General features: G+C 49.2%; 15 protein-coding genes. 7 read left to right on the top strand and 8 right to left on the bottom strand.

Going from position 1 to position 15,724, the window contains the following annotated elements; all coding sequences use genetic code 11:
* Position 1: 1 nt before the first annotated feature.
* The 3 genes from glgX to asd all read right to left on the bottom strand — a co-directional run bounded on the left by glgX (position 2) and on the right by asd (position 5,534).
* Positions 2-1,975 carry a glycogen debranching protein GlgX gene (gene glgX / locus ACU8XX_RS01455; protein WP_000192533.1) on the bottom strand — a complete coding sequence of 658 codons (1,974 nt, stop codon included), beginning with the start codon at positions 1,973-1,975 and terminating at the stop codon, positions 2-4.
* Positions 1,972-4,158: a 1,4-alpha-glucan branching enzyme gene (glgB, locus tag ACU8XX_RS01450; protein ID WP_001283723.1), complete on the bottom strand. Its 2,187-nt coding sequence runs from the start codon at positions 4,156-4,158 to the stop codon at positions 1,972-1,974. Before glgB ends, glgX begins: the two co-directional genes overlap by 4 nt.
* 272 nt (positions 4,159-4,430) lie before the next feature.
* Entirely contained in the window at positions 4,431-5,534 is a 1,104-nt protein-coding gene (asd, locus tag ACU8XX_RS01445) for an aspartate-semialdehyde dehydrogenase (RefSeq protein ID WP_000799956.1), read from the bottom strand.
* Positions 5,535-5,725: 191 nt separating this feature from the next.
* On the opposite strand from asd, the gene yhgN reads away from it, so the two are divergent.
* A complete protein-coding gene (gene yhgN, locus ACU8XX_RS01440; protein ID WP_001002544.1) occupies positions 5,726-6,319 on the top strand; it encodes an NAAT family transporter YhgN in 594 nt (197 codons plus the stop codon).
* Positions 6,320-6,375: 56 nt separating this feature from the next.
* Here yhgN and gntU read toward each other — a convergent pair whose 3' ends face one another.
* The 5 genes from gntU to ACU8XX_RS01415 form a co-directional block, all read right to left on the bottom strand.
* Positions 6,376-7,716 carry a gluconate transporter gene (gntU, locus tag ACU8XX_RS01435; protein ID WP_000210111.1) on the bottom strand — a complete coding sequence of 447 codons (1,341 nt, stop codon included), beginning with the start codon at positions 7,714-7,716 and terminating at the stop codon, positions 6,376-6,378.
* A gap of 3 nt (positions 7,717-7,719) precedes the next feature.
* Complete coding sequence (gntK, locus tag ACU8XX_RS01430) at positions 7,720-8,247, bottom strand: gluconokinase (protein WP_000108330.1); 528 nt, start codon at positions 8,245-8,247, stop codon at positions 7,720-7,722.
* A gap of 138 nt (positions 8,248-8,385) precedes the next feature.
* Positions 8,386-9,381, bottom strand: coding sequence for a gluconate operon transcriptional repressor GntR (gene gntR / locus ACU8XX_RS01425; protein WP_000730252.1), 996 nt, complete (start codon positions 9,379-9,381; stop codon positions 8,386-8,388).
* Positions 9,382-9,604: 223 nt separating this feature from the next.
* Positions 9,605-10,300, bottom strand: coding sequence for a quercetin 2,3-dioxygenase (yhhW, locus tag ACU8XX_RS01420; protein WP_000639811.1), 696 nt, complete (start codon positions 10,298-10,300; stop codon positions 9,605-9,607).
* Between the two features lie 122 nt (positions 10,301-10,422).
* Complete coding sequence (locus tag ACU8XX_RS01415) at positions 10,423-11,460, bottom strand: oxidoreductase (protein ID WP_000236306.1); 1,038 nt, start codon at positions 11,458-11,460, stop codon at positions 10,423-10,425.
* Between the two features lie 332 nt (positions 11,461-11,792).
* On the opposite strand from ACU8XX_RS01415, the gene yhhY reads away from it, so the two are divergent.
* The 6 genes from yhhY (at position 11,793) to ACU8XX_RS01385 (ending at position 15,698) form a co-directional block, all read left to right on the top strand.
* A complete protein-coding gene (yhhY, locus tag ACU8XX_RS01410; protein ID WP_001300398.1) occupies positions 11,793-12,281 on the top strand; it encodes an N-acetyltransferase in 489 nt (162 codons plus the stop codon).
* A 236-nt stretch (positions 12,282-12,517) separates the two neighbouring features.
* On the top strand, positions 12,518-13,696 hold the full coding sequence (tssD, locus tag ACU8XX_RS01405; RefSeq protein WP_000065927.1) for a type VI secretion system tube protein TssD: 1,179 nt from the start codon (positions 12,518-12,520) through the stop codon (positions 13,694-13,696).
* The gene (yrhA, locus tag ACU8XX_RS01400; RefSeq protein WP_154311731.1) at positions 13,693-14,160 is read left to right on the top strand and encodes a protein YrhA; all 468 of its coding nucleotides are present in this window, start codon (positions 13,693-13,695) and stop codon (positions 14,158-14,160) included. Before tssD ends, yrhA begins: the two co-directional genes overlap by 4 nt.
* A 33-nt stretch (positions 14,161-14,193) precedes the next feature.
* Positions 14,194-14,891, top strand: a protein-coding gene (locus ACU8XX_RS01395) for an IS1-like element IS1A family transposase (RefSeq protein WP_103215986.1) whose coding sequence is annotated in 2 segments (ribosomal slippage) — positions 14,194-14,443 and positions 14,443-14,891 — 699 coding nt in all. Because the reading frame shifts where the segments join, the coding sequence is not laid out codon by codon here.
* A gap of 167 nt (positions 14,892-15,058) precedes the next feature.
* A complete protein-coding gene (yrhD, locus tag ACU8XX_RS01390; RefSeq protein WP_001307436.1) occupies positions 15,059-15,214 on the top strand; it encodes a protein YrhD in 156 nt (51 codons plus the stop codon).
* Positions 15,215-15,413: 199 nt separating this feature from the next.
* Positions 15,414-15,698: a YrhB family protein gene (locus tag ACU8XX_RS01385; protein ID WP_000634159.1), complete on the top strand. Its 285-nt coding sequence runs from the start codon at positions 15,414-15,416 to the stop codon at positions 15,696-15,698.
* Positions 15,699-15,724: the final 26 nt, after the last annotated feature.

The following is a 15,724-nucleotide window of genomic DNA, read 5'->3' as shown; positions in this document are numbered from 1 at the left end:
ATCATCTCTGGAACACACACAATCCGTGTGCAGGTCCCTGCCAGACAGCCGTAATCACTGGGTTATCCTCTCCAGCGAATGGGGGAATGGCGTGCCACTCCCCAGCAGGTAAAACAATCTCTGTTACCTCAAGCGTGGCGTTAATTGCGATCAAAAAGCGATCCGAGAGCAGAATTTGCAGCTGTTTCGGCCCGTTTTGCCACTCATCCGTGCTTAAAGGTTGAGCATATCGATTTAGCCAACGGACATTGCCGTCGCCTTCTTCCCACCAGCGATTCTCCACCAAAGCGGGAATACGCTTGCGCAGATGGATTAACGCGGCGGTAAATGCGGTTAAACCACTGCTTGCCTGCGACCAGTCCAACCAGGTTAATTGGTTATCCTGACAGTAGGCATTGTTATTGCCATGCTGGCTGTGACCATGTTCGTCACCGGCCAGTAACATCGGCGTGCCCTGGGAGAGCAACAACGTTGTTAACAGGGCATGAATGCTGTCGCGCCGCCGTTCAACCAGATCAAGAGTACCGCCTAACCCTTCTTTACCATGATTGTTACTGTAATTGTTGTTGGTCCCGTCGCGATTTTCTTCTCCGTTTGCTTCATTGTGTTTATGGTTGAAGCAAACGCAGTCGCGAAGCGTAAAACCGTCATGCGCGGTGACGAGATTAATCGCGGCACTCGGCAGACGACCATTACGTTTAAAAACATCGCTGGAGGCAGCAAAACGCCCGGCAAACGCCCCCAGAGGCAAATCATAATGTAGCCAGAAACGACGGGCAGCATCGCGGAAATGATCGTTCCACTCGGCAAACAGCGGCGGGAAATTTCCCACCTGATAACCACCAGGAGCGATATCCCACGGTTCAGCAATTAACTTCACCTGCGAGAGCACCGGGCAGTTCTGGATAGCGGTAAACAACGGCGCATCCTGACGGAACTCTGGCGTACGGCCCATGACTGCCGCCAGATCAAAGCGGAAACCATCGACGTGACAGGTTTCTACCCAATAACGCAGGCAGGCGCAGGCATAATCCACCACCGCCGGATGACTCAAATTGAGCGTGTTGCCACAACCGGTCCAGTTGTGATAATCGCCGTCTTCTCTTATCCAATAATAGCTACGGTTGTCGATCCCACGCAGCGAGAATAACGGGCCGTCGAGGTCCAGTTCCGCACTATGGTTGAGCACGATATCAAGAATGACTTCGATACCCGCTTTATGCAGTGCTTTGATTGCATCGCGAAACTCATGCAGCGCCGTTTCTGGCGAGCAGGCATACGCCGGATGCAGCGCAAACATCGCCACCGGGTTGTAACCCCAGTAGTTACTTAGCCCCATGCGTTGCAGACGTGGTTCACTGGCAAACTGCGCCACTGGCAGCAGTTCCAGCGCGGTAATGCCCAATTGTTTCAAATAGTTGATCATCACCGGATGTCCCAGGGCTTTATAAGTGCCACGGATCTCGACCGGGATCTCCGGGTGCAGGTACGTTAATCCTTTAACATGGGCTTCATAAATGATGGTGCTGCCCCACGGCGTGCGCGGCGGGGCATCATCTTCCCAGTCATAGTGATCAACCACCACTACGCATTTCGGCGCAATGGCGGCGTTGTCGCGATAGTCAGGTTCATTATGACCGGCGTGCAGCAGCGGGTTATCTTTGAATTCCCCGTCAATTTGCCGCGCGCAAGGATCAATCAACAACTTCGCCGGGTTAAAGCGATGCCCCTCGGCGGGTTGCCAGGGGCCATGAACGCGATAACCATAACGCAAACCCGGGCGCGCATCCGGCAGATAACCGTGCCAAATGTCGCCACTGTGCCCTGGCAAGTCATAGCGATGTTCCTGGCCATTGGCGTCAAAGACACACAGCTCTACCCGCTCGGCATGAGCGGAGAAAAGTGTGAAGTTGACGCCCTGACCGTCGTAATGCGCGCCGAGGGGAGCGGGTTTGCCAATGGCGAGTTGTGTCATTCTGCCTCCCGAACCAGCCAGATAGTGGCCAGCGGTGGTAGCGTCAGGCTTAGTGAATGCTGACGACCGTGGCTGGCAATCTCATCGCTGTGTACCGTGCCGCCATTGCCTGCATTACTGCCGTGATAGTGCATGGAATCGGTATTGAGGATTTCACGCCATTTGCCCGGCTGGTTTATGCCGAAGCGATAATCATGACGCGGTACCGGCGTAAAGTTACTGGCAACGATGATTTCGTTACCCTCTTTATCGCGACGCACAAAGATCAGCACCGAGCGTTCTTTGTCATCCACCACCAGCCATTCAAAGCCGTACGGGTCAAAATCCAGTTCATGCATTGCTTTATGGTGGCGGTAGGTGAGGTTCAGATCGCGCACCAGACGCTGGACACCGTGGTGCCAGTTATCGCCGCCTTCCAACAGATGCCAGTCGAGGCTGGCGTCATGGTTCCACTCGCGGCCCTGGGCAAATTCGTTACCCATGAACAGTAGTTTCTTGCCCGGGAATGCCCACATCCAGCCATAGTAGGCGCGCAGGTTCGCGAATTTCTGCCATGCGTCGCCCGGCATGCGGTCGAGAATCGATTTTTTACCGTGGACCACTTCATCATGCGACAACGGCAGGACGAAGTTTTCAGTGTAGTTGTAGAGAATCCCGAAGGTCAGTTTATCGTGATGATACTGACGATAAACCGGGTCGAGCTTCATGTAGTCCAGGGTGTCATGCATCCAGCCGAGGTTCCACTTGTACCAGAAGCCCAGACCGCCCATATCCTGCGGACGAGAAACGCCAGGGAAATCGGTAGACTCCTCAGCCATTGTCACCGCACCGGAAACCTGCTCACCAAGAATACGGTTGGTATTACGCAAGAATTCAATCGCTTCAAGATTCTCGCGCCCGCCAAATTCGTTCGGGATCCACTCCCCCTCTTTACGGCTGTAGTCGCGATAAATCATTGACGCCACCGCATCGACGCGCAGCGCATCAATACCAAAACGTTCAATCCAGTAAAGCGCGTTACCGACGAGGAAGTTACTGACTTCACGGCGACCATAGTTGTAGATCAGCGTGTTCCAGTCCTGATGATAGCCTTCACGCGGATCGCTGTGTTCATACAAGTTCGTGCCATCAAATTCGGCAAGCGCAAAGTCATCGGTCGGGAAGTGGCCTGGCACCCAGTCGAGAATCACGTTCAGACCAGCTGCGTGTGCGGCATCAATGAAATAACGGAAGTCGTCGCGAGTACCAAAACGGCGGGTTGGTGCATACAGGCCGGTTGGCTGATAACCCCAACTGCCATCGAAGGGATGCTCGTTAATGGGCAGTAGTTCGAGGTGGGTAAAGCCCATCCATTTAGCATAAGGCACCAGTTGATCGGCCAGCTCGCGGTAGCTCAACCAGAAATTGTTGTCGGTGTGGCGACGCCAGGAACCCAGGTGAACTTCATAAATAGAGATTGGCGCATCAAACTGATTCGCTTTTTTGCGCTCTTCAGTCTGTACAACCTTTTCCGGCAGCCCGCAAATAAGAGACGCGGTTTCCGGGCGCATTTGCGCTTCGAAGGCATAAGGGTCGGACTTCAGACGCAAGTTGCCATTGGCATCAATCATCTCGTATTTATAGAGCTGACCGTTATGCGCCCCAGGGATAAACAGTTCCCAGATGCCGCTCTCTTTACGCAGGCGCATCGGGTGACGGCGACCGTCCCAGTAGTTGAATTGCCCAACCACCGAGACCCGACGGGCGTTTGGAGCCCAGACAGAGAAACGCGTACCTGTGACGCCATCCATAGTATCTGCATGCGCGCCTAAGGTTTCATACGGGCGCAGGTGAGTACCTTCAGATAATAGCCAGGCATCCATTTCCTGGATTAGCGGACCAAAACGGTAAGGATCATCAATCAGGTTTTGCTGACCATGCCAGACAACAGCCAACTGATAGCGGAAAAAATTCTTACGTCGCGGAATGACGCCGCTAAAGAATCCCCGTGAGTCGAGACACTCCAGTTTTGCGAGTTTGCGCCCGGTTTTCGGTTCAATCACCCACACATCGGTAGCGTCGGGTAAAAGGGCACGGACTTCCAGTCCCGCGGTGGTTTTATGCATTCCCAGTACGGAAAAAGGATCCGCAAAATGGCCTGCAATTAGCGCGTTAATCACGTCTCTATCGATACGATCGGACATGCTTGTCTTCCTGTTTTATTGTGTCACCCCATCCAATTGGATTTTTGACTTCTGGTTGTGACATTTTTTTGACCTGAACGGCGCAGCACTCTGTGCATCCTCTCTGCGTCGTCCTCACTTCAGGTAAGGCTGTGAATACTCATGTATTCAGCCACCCTTAAAGAATAGCCAATGCTCTATTTAACTCCCGGTAAATCATGAAACATCTGCGCTTACTCCTGTATTACGCACTAACAGGGGCGGCATCGCGCCCCAGATTTAATGAATAAAGATTACGCCAGTTGACGAAGCATCCGACGCAGCGGCTCCGCGGCCCCCCACAGCAGCTGGTCGCCCACTGTAAAGGCTGACAGGAACTCTGGTCCCATATTCAGCTTACGCAGGCGGCCTACCGGCGTGGTCAGCGTGCCGGTAACGGCAGCTGGGGTTAGCTCACGCATAGTGATTTCCCGATCGTTCGGAACGACTTTCGCCCACGGATTGTGCGCAGCCAGCAGTTCTTCCACGGTCGGAATAGACACATCTTTTTTCAATTTAATAGTGAATGCCTGGCTGTGGCAGCGCAATGCCCCGACACGCACACATAAACCATCTACCGGAATTACGGAAGATGTGTTGAGGATCTTGTTGGTTTCCGCCTGCCCTTTCCACTCTTCGCGGCTCTGACCGTTATCGAGCTGTTTGTCGATCCACGGAATCAGGCTACCCGCCAGCGGCACGCCAAAGTTATCCACCGGCAGCTCACCGCTACGGGTTAAGGTTGTGACTTTGCGTTCGATATCGAGAATAGCAGAGGACGGGGTCGCGAGTTCATCTGCCACATGGCCATACAGATGGCCCATCTGGGTTAATAACTCACGCATATGTCGCGCACCACCGCCGGAAGCGGCCTGGTAGGTTGCAACGGACACCCAATCAACAAGATCATTGGCGAATAAACCACCCAACGACATCAACATCAGGCTTACGGTACAGTTACCGCCAACAAAAGTCCTGATGCCATTATTTAATCCGTCGGTAATGACGTCCTGATTGACGGGGTCAAGAATGATGATGGCGTCATCTTTCATGCGCAGAGACGATGCTGCGTCAATCCAGTAACCTTGCCATCCGCTTTCACGAAGCTTTGGATAGATTTCGTTGGTATAATCGCCGCCCTGACAGGTCACAATGATATCGAGGGCCTTTAGCGCCTCCAGATCAAAGGCATCCTGAAGTGTGCCAGTGGTTCCGCCAAAAGACGGCGCAGCCTGGCCAAGCTGAGAAGTAGAAAAGAAGACAGGGCGAATGGCGTCGAAGTCGCGCTCTTCAACCATGCGTTGCATGAGAACGGAGCCGACCATACCGCGCCAGCCGATAAAACCAACATTTTTCATAAGCGTTTTTTCCTGCAAAGATGTGTGCTGTATAAATGTGCCGGTCTCCTCTTGGCACATCTTTCACCATACAAAAAGCAGCCAAAGTCGCAAGTGAAATTAATCAATGATAGCGAAGCCATCAGTAATGCGACTTATCCTGCTTTGTTAGCACGCAGAAAGTCCGCGGCAATTATCAGGGAATTTGAGTTATGAATGAAATCATTTCTGCAGCAGTTTTATTGATCCTGATTATGGATCCGCTCGGAAACCTGCCTATTTTCATGTCCGTACTGAAACATACTGAACCGAAAAGACGGCGGGCAATCATGGTGCGAGAGTTGCTTATTGCTCTCCTGGTGATGCTGGTGTTCCTGTTTGCGGGTGAGAAAATTCTGGCATTTCTCAGCCTGCGAGCAGAAACCGTCTCCATTTCTGGCGGCATCATTCTGTTTCTAATCGCCATTAAGATGATTTTCCCCAGCGCTTCAGGAAATAGCAGCGGGCTTCCGGCAGGTGAAGAGCCATTTATCGTGCCGTTGGCAATTCCGTTAGTCGCCGGGCCGACTATTCTCGCCACGCTGATGTTGTTGTCTCATCAGTACCCGAATCAGATGGGACATCTGGTGATTGCTCTGCTGCTGGCCTGGGGCGGCACCTTTGTCATCCTGCTACAGTCTTCGCTATTTTTACGTCTGCTGGGCGAGAAAGGGGTGAACGCACTTGAACGCCTGATGGGATTGATTCTGGTGATGATGGCAACCCAGATGTTCCTCGACGGCATTCGAATGTGGATGAAGGGGTAACGAGGAGAGTTTTTCGAAAAGAACCCGGTAGTGTCACAACTACCGGGCGAACAAACTTAACTCAACAGCTGGAACGCAATCATCCCAACGATGGCACCGACAGTGCCGAGGATGGTTTCCATCATGGTCCAGGTTTTCAGCGTTTCGGCTTCGGTCGCGCCGGTAAATTTACCGAACAACCAGAAACCGGCGTCGTTAACGTGGCTGACAACAATCGAACCACCAGCGATACAAATCGACAGCGCCGCCATTTGCGCACCGGAGTAGTTCAGTTGTTCAATAACCGGCATCACCAGTCCTACCGCCGTTAAACAGGCTACGGTGGCAGAACCCTGAATGATGCGCACTGCAGCGGCCAGCACGAAGCAGGTGATGGCTATCGGCAGGCCCATGCCAGTTAACGCTTCGCCCAGTGCCGGACCTACGCCAGAGTCAACCAGCACCTGTTTGAACACGCCGCCTGCACCAATCACCAGCAGAATGATCCCCGCCGGTTGCAGCGCGTGACCGCAAATCTCCATCACTTTGTCTTTTGGCATGCCCTGACGCATTGCCAGGCCATAAATCGCTACCAGACAAGCAACCAGAATCGCGGTAAACGGATGACCAATAAACTCGAACCATTCGTAAGCGGTAGAGCCTTCTGGCACAAAACGCGCGGCAATGGTTTTCAGCCCCACCAGCACCAGCGGCAATAGGATCAGCGACAGGCTGAATCCGAAGGACGGCATTTTGCCTTCGCCGAGATGCGGTTCGCTGATGTCGTCAGGAATATGCAACTCCACGTAACGGCTGATGAAATTACCCCACAGCGGCCCGGCAATAATCATTCCCGGAATTGCCGCACACAGGCCAATCAGGATCATCCAGCCAAAATCGGCGTTCATCTGCGATGCCAGCAGCATTGGCGCTGGCCCTGGCACCAGGAACGCCGCCGCTGCCGCCACGCCTGCGAATAATGGGATTACCAGCTTCACCAGGTTCGTACCGGTGTGGCGCGCCATTGAGAAAGCAACGCTAATCAGCAGAACAATCGCCACTTCAAAGAACAGCGGTAGCGCACAGACCAGCCCCGCAAGGCCGATGGCATAATGCGCGCGGCTGTGACCGAAGGATTTGAGCATTTTGACGGCAATCTGATCGACTGCGCCGGTTTCATGTAAGATCTTGCCAAACATAGCTCCCAGGGCGACAACCACCGCCAGGAAGCCGAGGGTGCCTCCCATCCCTTTTTCCATCGTCGCTGCGATTTTATCGAGCGGCATACCGGAAAAAAGGCCAGCCCCCATGGACACCACCATCAAAGCCAGGAAAGCGTGCATACGCGCCTTCATGACTAAAAACAGCAGCAGTAAAACAGACCCTACTGCTGTTAAAACAAGCGTTAATGTAGTCACTACTTATTTGCCTTTTTTAATAACCTCAATGGTGCTTGCCACAACACCTTCCAGCGGTTGATCGATATCCACCACCAGTACATCAGTTTCGTCCGCACCCGGCTCCTGCAGCGTTTCAAACTGCGTCACCAACATTTGGGTTTTAAAGAAATGGCCTTTGCGCGCTTTCAGGCGGCTTTCAATCACATCAAAATCGCCTTTCAGGTAGATGAAAGAGAGATTCGGATTACCTTCACGCAGCAAGTCGCGATAGTGTTTTTTCAATGCAGAACAGACGATCAGTGACACTTTATTAGTGCGCTGCATAGCAAACGCGGCGTCGTTCAGCGCCTGCAACCACGGTTTGCGATCGTCGTCATTCAGCGGTTCGCCAGACGCCATTTTTTCGATATTGCGCCGTGGATGGAGGAAATCGCCATCAAGAAACGCGGCATGAAGTTGATGCGCCACTTCACTGGCGACCGCAGATTTGCCGCTGCCTGAGACGCCCATCAAGACGTAAATGTGGTGATCATGGTTAGTCGTGCTCAAAGTGGTGCCCCCACAATACAAGAATTAAAAATGTTACGGGTAACTGTTATCGGTAACATTGTCCGACCGGACAATATCAGAAGCAATATCCATCCGTGCCTTAAGTGTATAAGTGTGAGCTACTTCAAATTTGTGGGCTTAAATAGATCCGCCCGGTGACAAGGTGAAACCTAAATCTAACATTTTCGGTGTCACAGATTCGCCACGAATACGCGCCAGCAGGCGTTCAGCGCCAATACTGCCCATCCGCTCACGCGGCGTCAGCACGCTCGCCAGTCGTGGCTCCATCACCTGACCAATGTCATGACCGTGGAAACCGGCAATCGCCATATCGTCAGGAACTTTTAACCCCAGACGCTGACATTCAAACGCCGCGCCGACCGCCAGGTCATCATTCGTACAGAACACGCCATCCAGCTGCGGATATTCCCGCCGCGCCTGGCGAATCAGTTCAATACCGGAAGAGTAAGAAGAAGATTGCTCAACCATCACGCTATATGGCACCAGGCCTGCATCCAGCATCGCCTGTTCGTATCCCTTCTGTTTGATGATAGTACGTTCGTCGAGACGTGCGCCGAGATAGGCAATGTGGCGATGCCCGCGAGCAATAATGGCAGTGGTCATCTGGCGTGCTGCTTCAAAGTTATCAAAACCGACGGCGATATCAAGGCATGGCGACTTGCTGTCCATCAGTTCCACCACGGGAATACCCGCCACTTCAATCATCTTTAAGGTGCGCGGCGTGTGGGTACGTTCGGTGAGGATCAGGCCGTCGATATTCCAGGAGAGCATGGATTCGAGGCGTTCTTGCTCCATTTCCGGTTTATAACCGTAGTGCGCCAGCATGGTCTGATAACCGTGCGCGTCGGTGACGCTTTCGATTCCGCGTAATACTTCCGCGAAAACCTGGTTGGTGAGAGAAGGTAACAGGACGCCAATCGCCCGGCTGGTGGCGTTAGAGAGGATATCGGGCGCACGATTGGGAATATAGCCCAGTTCATCAAGAGCCGCGGCAATCTTGCCGCGTAGAGCGACGGAAACCTGCTCCGGGTTGCGTAAAAAACGGCTGACCGTCATTTTGGTCACGCCTACACGGTCAGCCACATCCTGAAGTACGGGTCTTTTCTTTTTCATCGTCCTGAAGGTACAAAAGAGATAGATTCTCTTAGTTTAACACGGACACATCAGAACCTTCCCGGGGAAAACAGTGCTTGTTTACAATTATTAGATATACACTAAATCAATTGCATCGCATTGTGCTAACGACGCGGCAAAACCCCGGAAGCGTACATCAGCACGCGACCGGAGCGAGCGAGGAAGCCTGCAAAAAGGCAGGCTTCAAAGATGCCGTTGAGTTTTAAACCGGCGGCAGATCGAACAGTAACACTTCGCTGTCGCTATCCGCATGGATGGAGATTGCCTGCTCATCCCAGATTGCCAGACCATCGCTGGTCGAGGCTTTCACGCCGTTAATGGTGACATTGCCTTTCACCACCTGGATCCAGACGCGGCGTTCAGCGGCAATCTGATGCACCGACTGCTCATCTTTCAGCAACGCCCAGCGGTACAGTTCCATATCCTGATGCACTTTCAATGAACCATCTCGCGCATCCGGCGAGAGCACCAGCTGTTTGCCCTGTACGGCATCGAAGCGACGCTGTTCATAACGCGGCGTAATACCGTTTTCTTCAGGCATGATCCAGATCTGATACAGATGCAGACGCTCGGTGCTGCTTGGGTTGTACTCTGAGTGACGAATACCCGTACCAGCACTCATAATCTGGAACTCACCCGCCGGAACCTGCTCTTTATTGCCCATGCTGTCCTGGTGCTCAACAGTACCTTCCAGCACGTAGGTCAAAATTTCCATATCTTTATGTGGGTGAGTGCCGAAGCCCTGCCCTGCTTCAATCACGTCGTCGTTAATCACGCGCAGCGCGGAGAAGCCCATAAAGTTCGGATCGTAATAGTTGGCAAAAGAGAAAGTATGCCAGGAGTCCAGCCAGCCATGATTTGCATGACCACGTTCATTTGCTTTGCGTAAGTAGATCATTTGTATTCGCCCCCTGAATGATTTCGATGGGCTTAGTGTGGACCCGATCTGCCTGGGATGATAGAGGGTGAAAATTGACCCCTCTGTTCAAAAAAATTGAACTATTCGAGGGGCCATCAAACTTACTTCGCGAGAGTCACTGTGGAGGGAGAGGCTTGCTCGAATCCGCGTTCAAGGATTTCCAGATTCGTAAGAACTTCAGATTCCTTGACGTAATTTGGCGCACCGTGGGTGATGGTTTGATACAACGCATCATAAACGCGCCCGTAATCGCCCATCTCCGGCTTAATCTCTTCTCTGACCGTCACGCCCTCGTCATTGACATACTCCAGCACACCGACCGAATCATCCGCTGAGAATCCCGGTTCGCCCGGCATAATATTAGCCTTCAGGCTGGTTTCCTGCTGGTCGATACCATATTTAATAAACGAACCTTTCTTACCGTGAACGATAAATTTCGGATAATCGATTTTCACCAGATGGCTGGTTTTGACGATGGCTTTTAGATCGCCATAAAACAGTTGCGCTTCGAAAGTATCGTCAGGATTGGCTTTATTGCGCAGGCTGCGGATGTCATAAGCGACGTGATCCGGGCGACCGAACAGAGAAATAATCTGGTCCATCGTATGCACACCAAGGCCATAGAACGCGCCATCCTGCGGCAACCCAGGTTTGGTTTCTGCGACCGGGCGGTAATAGTCAAAATGGCTTTCCACTTCAACAATCTCTCCCAACTTGCCACTTTCAATCGCTTTTTTCGCTGTCAGGAAGCAGGAGTCAAAGCGACGATTCTGATACGGCGTGACGGTCAGCCCTTTGCTTTTCGCCAACGCAAACAGCTCCTTCGCCTGGGCAAGCGTCGGGGTGAACGGTTTTTCGACCAGCACATTTTTCCCGGCTTCCAGCGCGCGTTTCGCGTACTCGAAATGGCTGTCCGCGTGGGTGCAGACAACAACCAGCTTAACATCGGGATCGTTTAGTACTTCGTCGAGATCGCTGGTGAAATGGATATGGGAATAAATGGGAGCCTGTTCTTCCGGCTTCGCATGGCGACGAAAAATATGCGCGACATGCCAGCTATCCTTGCGGTTAAGTACATACGGCAGATGGTAACGGGTGGTGCTTTTGCCGAAGCCAATAAAGGCGCAGTTGATGACCATGATTTCGTCCTTTTTAAGGTGGTTATTTACACCTTAGCGCAAAGCGGACGTGGTTCCTACTGGAGTGCGCATAACGAACACAAGCACTCCCGTGGATAAATTGAGAACGAAAGATCAAAAAAAAAGCCAGCACCCGGCTGGCTAAGTAATACTGGAAGCAATGTGAGCAATGTCGTGCTTTCAGGTTCTCCGCGAGGGTCTTCCTGATCGCGAGACAATAATAATCATTCTCATTCGCACTTGTCCAACACTTTTTGCAAAAAAATGCATTTGACTCGCATTCGAAAGTCAATGATGTTGAAAGGGACATTTACCCCAAAGAGGACAAAGGAATGAGTGAGATAGTGATACGCCATGCTGAAACGCGCGATTACGAGGCCATCAGGCAGATTCACGCCCAGCCGGAGGTGTATTACAACACGCTACAAGTGCCTCATCCTTCCGATTATATGTGGCAGGAGCGACTCGCCGATCGTCCCGGCATCAAGCAACTCGTCGCCTGTATTGATGGAGACGTCGTGGGCCATCTCACCATTGACGTGCAACAGCGCCCACGCCGCAGTCATGTTGCCGATTTTGGTATCTGTGTCGACTCCCATTGGAAGAATCGCGGCGTCGCCAGCGCCCTTATGCGAGAGATGATTGAAATGTGCGACAACTGGTTGCGGGTAGATCGCATTGAACTAACCGTGTTTGTCGATAACGCCCCGGCAATTAAGGTCTATAAAAAATACGGCTTTGAAATTGAAGGGACTGGTAAGAAGTACGCATTGCGTAATGGTGAATATGTCGATGCGTATTATATGGCGCGGGTGAAGTAAGATAGTGCCCTTTTTCTGAGATGGGAAAAGGGTGTCATTCAAAATCGGCATACCTTCCTTTAATGTATTTATTTTCCCAATAAATATATTGAGATTTACCTCATAATTACTTCCTAAAGTGTAATATTTTATTTTTTAATATATACGCCTACAATTTCCTGGAGTAAATAAATAACAATTAACAAGCATAATAGTGCCATTGATAAAATAGCATGCCATAAAAGGACTTTTCAGGGATGAGTAATATTGTTTACCTGACAGTAACGGGAGAACAACAAGGAAGCATCTCCGCAGGTTGTGGGACTTCTGAGTCTACAGGTAATCGTTGGCAGAGCGGGCATGAGGATGAAACATTTACATTCTCACTCTTAAATAATATTAATAATACGGGGCTTGGTTCACAGTTCCATGGTATAACATTTTGTAAATTAATTGATAAAAGCACTCCATTATTTATTAATTCCATTAACAATAATGAACAATTATTTATGGGATTTGACTTCTATCGAATAAATAGATTTGGTAGATGGGAAAAGTATTATTATATACAACTAAGAGGCGCTTTTTTATCGGCTATTCATCACCAGATCATTGAAAACCAACTGGATACAGAAAAAATAACTATTAGTTATGAATTTATCCTCTGTCAACATCTTATCGCAAATACCGAGTTCAGCTATTTGGCACTCCCTGAAAATTATAACCGTTTGTTTTTACCAAATTCAAAAAACCAAACAAATAATCGTTTCAAAACGTTAAACAGCAAAGCTATTGGCAGGCTACTTGCTGCTGGTGGCGTATACAATGGGAACATTGAAGGATTCAGAGATACTGCGGAAAAACTGGGTGGAGATGCAATAAAAGGCTATGATCAAATACTAAATGAAAAAACAGCGGGCATAGCGATAGCAACAGCATCTATTCTTTTAACAAAGCGTTATAATGTTGATACATATACAGAAATAAATAGTTACTTAGGCAAACTTAGAGGTCAACAAAAACTTCTTGATGGTATAGACATAATAGAAATAATATACATTAAGAGACCTTCAAAAGACTTAGCTAACTTACGAAAGGAGTTTAATAAAACTGTAAGAAAAAATTTTCTTATCAAACTTGCAAAAACCTCCGAAGCATCTGGAAGATTCAACGCCGAAGACCTTTTAAGAATGAGAAAGGGCAATGTTCCTCTAAATTATAATGTTCACCATAAACTATCTCTAGATGATGGTGGTACTAATGATTTCGAAAATTTAGTATTAATCGAAAACGAACCATATCATAAAGTTTTTACTAACATGCAATCACGAATAGCTAAGGGAATATTAGTAGGCGAAAGCAAAATCACTCCCTGGGCCATTCCATCTGGCTCAATTTATCCTCCCATGAAAAATATTATGGACCACACAAAATGATGACTAAAACCCAAATAAATAAATTAATAAAAATGATGAATGATTTAGACTATCCATTTGAAGCACCGCTCAAGGAATCATTTATTGAAAGTATAATCCAAATAGAATTTAATTCTAATTCAACTAATTGCCTGGAGAAGTTATGTAATGAAGTTAGTATTCTTTTTAAGAATCAACCTGATTATCTTACTTTTTTAAGAGCAATGGATGGATTCGAAGTTAATGGATTACGATTATTTAGCCTCTCGATTCCAGAACCTTCAGTTAAAAACCTTTTTGCCGTAAATGAATTTTATAGAAATAATGATGATTTCATAAACCCTGATCTACAAGAACGGTTAGTGATCGGGGATGATAGCATTTCAATATTTACTTATGACATTAAAAGTAACTTTTTTGAAATTAGAGATAATATTGGCACAGAAAATATATTCAGTTCGTTGGTGATGCTGCCAACTTACTGATTTAGTGTATGATGGTGTTTTTGAGGTGCTCCAGTGGCTTCTGTTTCTATCAGCTGTCCCTCCTGTTCAGCTACTGACGGGGTGGTGCGTAACGGCAAAAGCACCGCCGGACATCAGCGCTATCTCTGCTCTCACTGCCGTAAAACATGGCAACTGCAGTTCACTTACACCGCTTCTCAACCCGGTACGCACCAGAAAATCATTGATATGGCCATGAATGGCGTTGGATGCCGGGCAACAGCCCGCATTATGGGCGTTGGCCTCAACACGATTTTACGTCACTTAAAAAACTCAGGCCGCAGTCGGTAACCTCGCGCATACAGCCGGGCAGTGACGTCATCGTCTGCGCGGAAATGGACGAACAGTGGGGCTATGTCGGGGCTAAATCGCGCCAGCGCTGGCTGTTTTACGCGTATGACAGGCTCCGGAAGACGGTTGTTGCGCACGTATTCGGTGAACGCACTATGGCGACGCTGGGGCGTCTTATGAGCCTGCTGTCACCCTTTGACGTGGTGATATGGATGACGGATGGCTGGCCGCTGTATGAATCCCGCCTGAAGGGAAAGCTGCACGTAATCAGCAAGCGATATACGCAGCGAATTGAGCGGCATAACCTGAATCTGAGGCAGCACCTGGCACGGCTGGGACGGAAGTCGCTGTCGTTCTCAAAATCGGTGGAGCTGCATGACAAAGTCATCGGGCATTATCTGAACATAAAACACTATCAATAAGTTGGAGTCATTACCCAGTTCGTTTAGTGATTTCTCTTCATTCTTAAACGAAATCATGGACAGTTGTTCATAATAATCAAAAGGAAACAAAAATCATTGTAAACCATGCCATCTTTTTAGAGATTACCAGCAGAAAATTCCTTGTTCGAAATTTAGCAGTGCAAGCTATGGAAAAACTTACAACGGAACTACACTCCTTAAGTGAGATGGACCGAAGACATGTAGTCTCTATTTTAGCCGAAATAGCTAATGGCTATGATGATTTTAATGACATGTTGATTTATTTAGAATTTTACCCGAATCATAAGATTCTGATATCTTAAATAAGAAAATCCCGTTCGACGTTCTGAAAAAGAAATCATAAAATATTAGCAGATACTTATTTCGTGACTATATCTTATCCGATGAACTTTTTTCAAAACCAGCATTTAATAATATCTTTGACGAAGATGAACGCGTCTTTGCTCAATGTATCACACAGGAATAATAATATAACACTCAACAATAATATTTATTATAATTATGATTACTTATCACGACGCATTCGCGAAAGCGAACCATTACCTTGATGATGCAGATCTCCCGGTCGTCATTACTCTACATGGACGCTTTAGCCAGGGCTGGTATTTCTGTTTCGAAGCACGAGAATTTCTCGAAACTGGAGATGAGGCCGCGCGCTTAGCTGGTAACGCACCTTTTATTATTGATAAAGACAGTGGTGAAATTCATTCTCTGGGAACGGCAAAGCCGCTGGAAGAATATCTACAGGATTACGAAATAAAAAAGGCTACCTTCGGCTTGCCCTGACAAAATAGCCCTCTTCCCACGAAGAG

This window comes from Escherichia sp. MAL-1, from assembly GCF_052948035.1.
Note: the sequence above shows the minus strand (reverse complement) of the source record. Positions and strands in the feature narration are given on the sequence as shown.

Excerpts from the sequence above, each read along its gene's own strand:
- yhhY (WP_001300398.1), top strand. The coding sequence starts at position 11,793 with ATGAGTGAGATAGTGATACGCCATGCTGAAACGCGCGATTACGAGGCC.
- asd (WP_000799956.1), bottom strand. The coding sequence starts at position 5,534 with ATGAAAAATGTTGGTTTTATCGGCTGGCGCGGTATGGTCGGCTCCGTT.
- ACU8XX_RS01415 (WP_000236306.1), bottom strand. The coding sequence starts at position 11,460 with ATGGTCATCAACTGCGCCTTTATTGGCTTCGGCAAAAGCACCACCCGT.
- yhhW (WP_000639811.1), bottom strand. The coding sequence starts at position 10,300 with ATGATCTACTTACGCAAAGCAAATGAACGTGGTCATGCAAATCATGGC.
- glgB (WP_001283723.1), bottom strand. The coding sequence starts at position 4,158 with ATGTCCGATCGTATCGATAGAGACGTGATTAACGCGCTAATTGCAGGC.
- yrhD (WP_001307436.1), top strand. The coding sequence starts at position 15,059 with ATGGAAAAACTTACAACGGAACTACACTCCTTAAGTGAGATGGACCGA.
- glgX (WP_000192533.1), bottom strand. The coding sequence starts at position 1,975 with ATGACACAACTCGCCATTGGCAAACCCGCTCCCCTCGGCGCGCATTAC.
- ACU8XX_RS01385 (WP_000634159.1), top strand. The coding sequence starts at position 15,414 with ATGATTACTTATCACGACGCATTCGCGAAAGCGAACCATTACCTTGAT.
- tssD (WP_000065927.1), top strand. The coding sequence starts at position 12,518 with ATGAGTAATATTGTTTACCTGACAGTAACGGGAGAACAACAAGGAAGC.
- gntR (WP_000730252.1), bottom strand. The coding sequence starts at position 9,381 with ATGAAAAAGAAAAGACCCGTACTTCAGGATGTGGCTGACCGTGTAGGC.
- yrhA (WP_154311731.1), top strand. The coding sequence starts at position 13,693 with ATGATGACTAAAACCCAAATAAATAAATTAATAAAAATGATGAATGAT.
- yhgN (WP_001002544.1), top strand. The coding sequence starts at position 5,726 with ATGAATGAAATCATTTCTGCAGCAGTTTTATTGATCCTGATTATGGAT.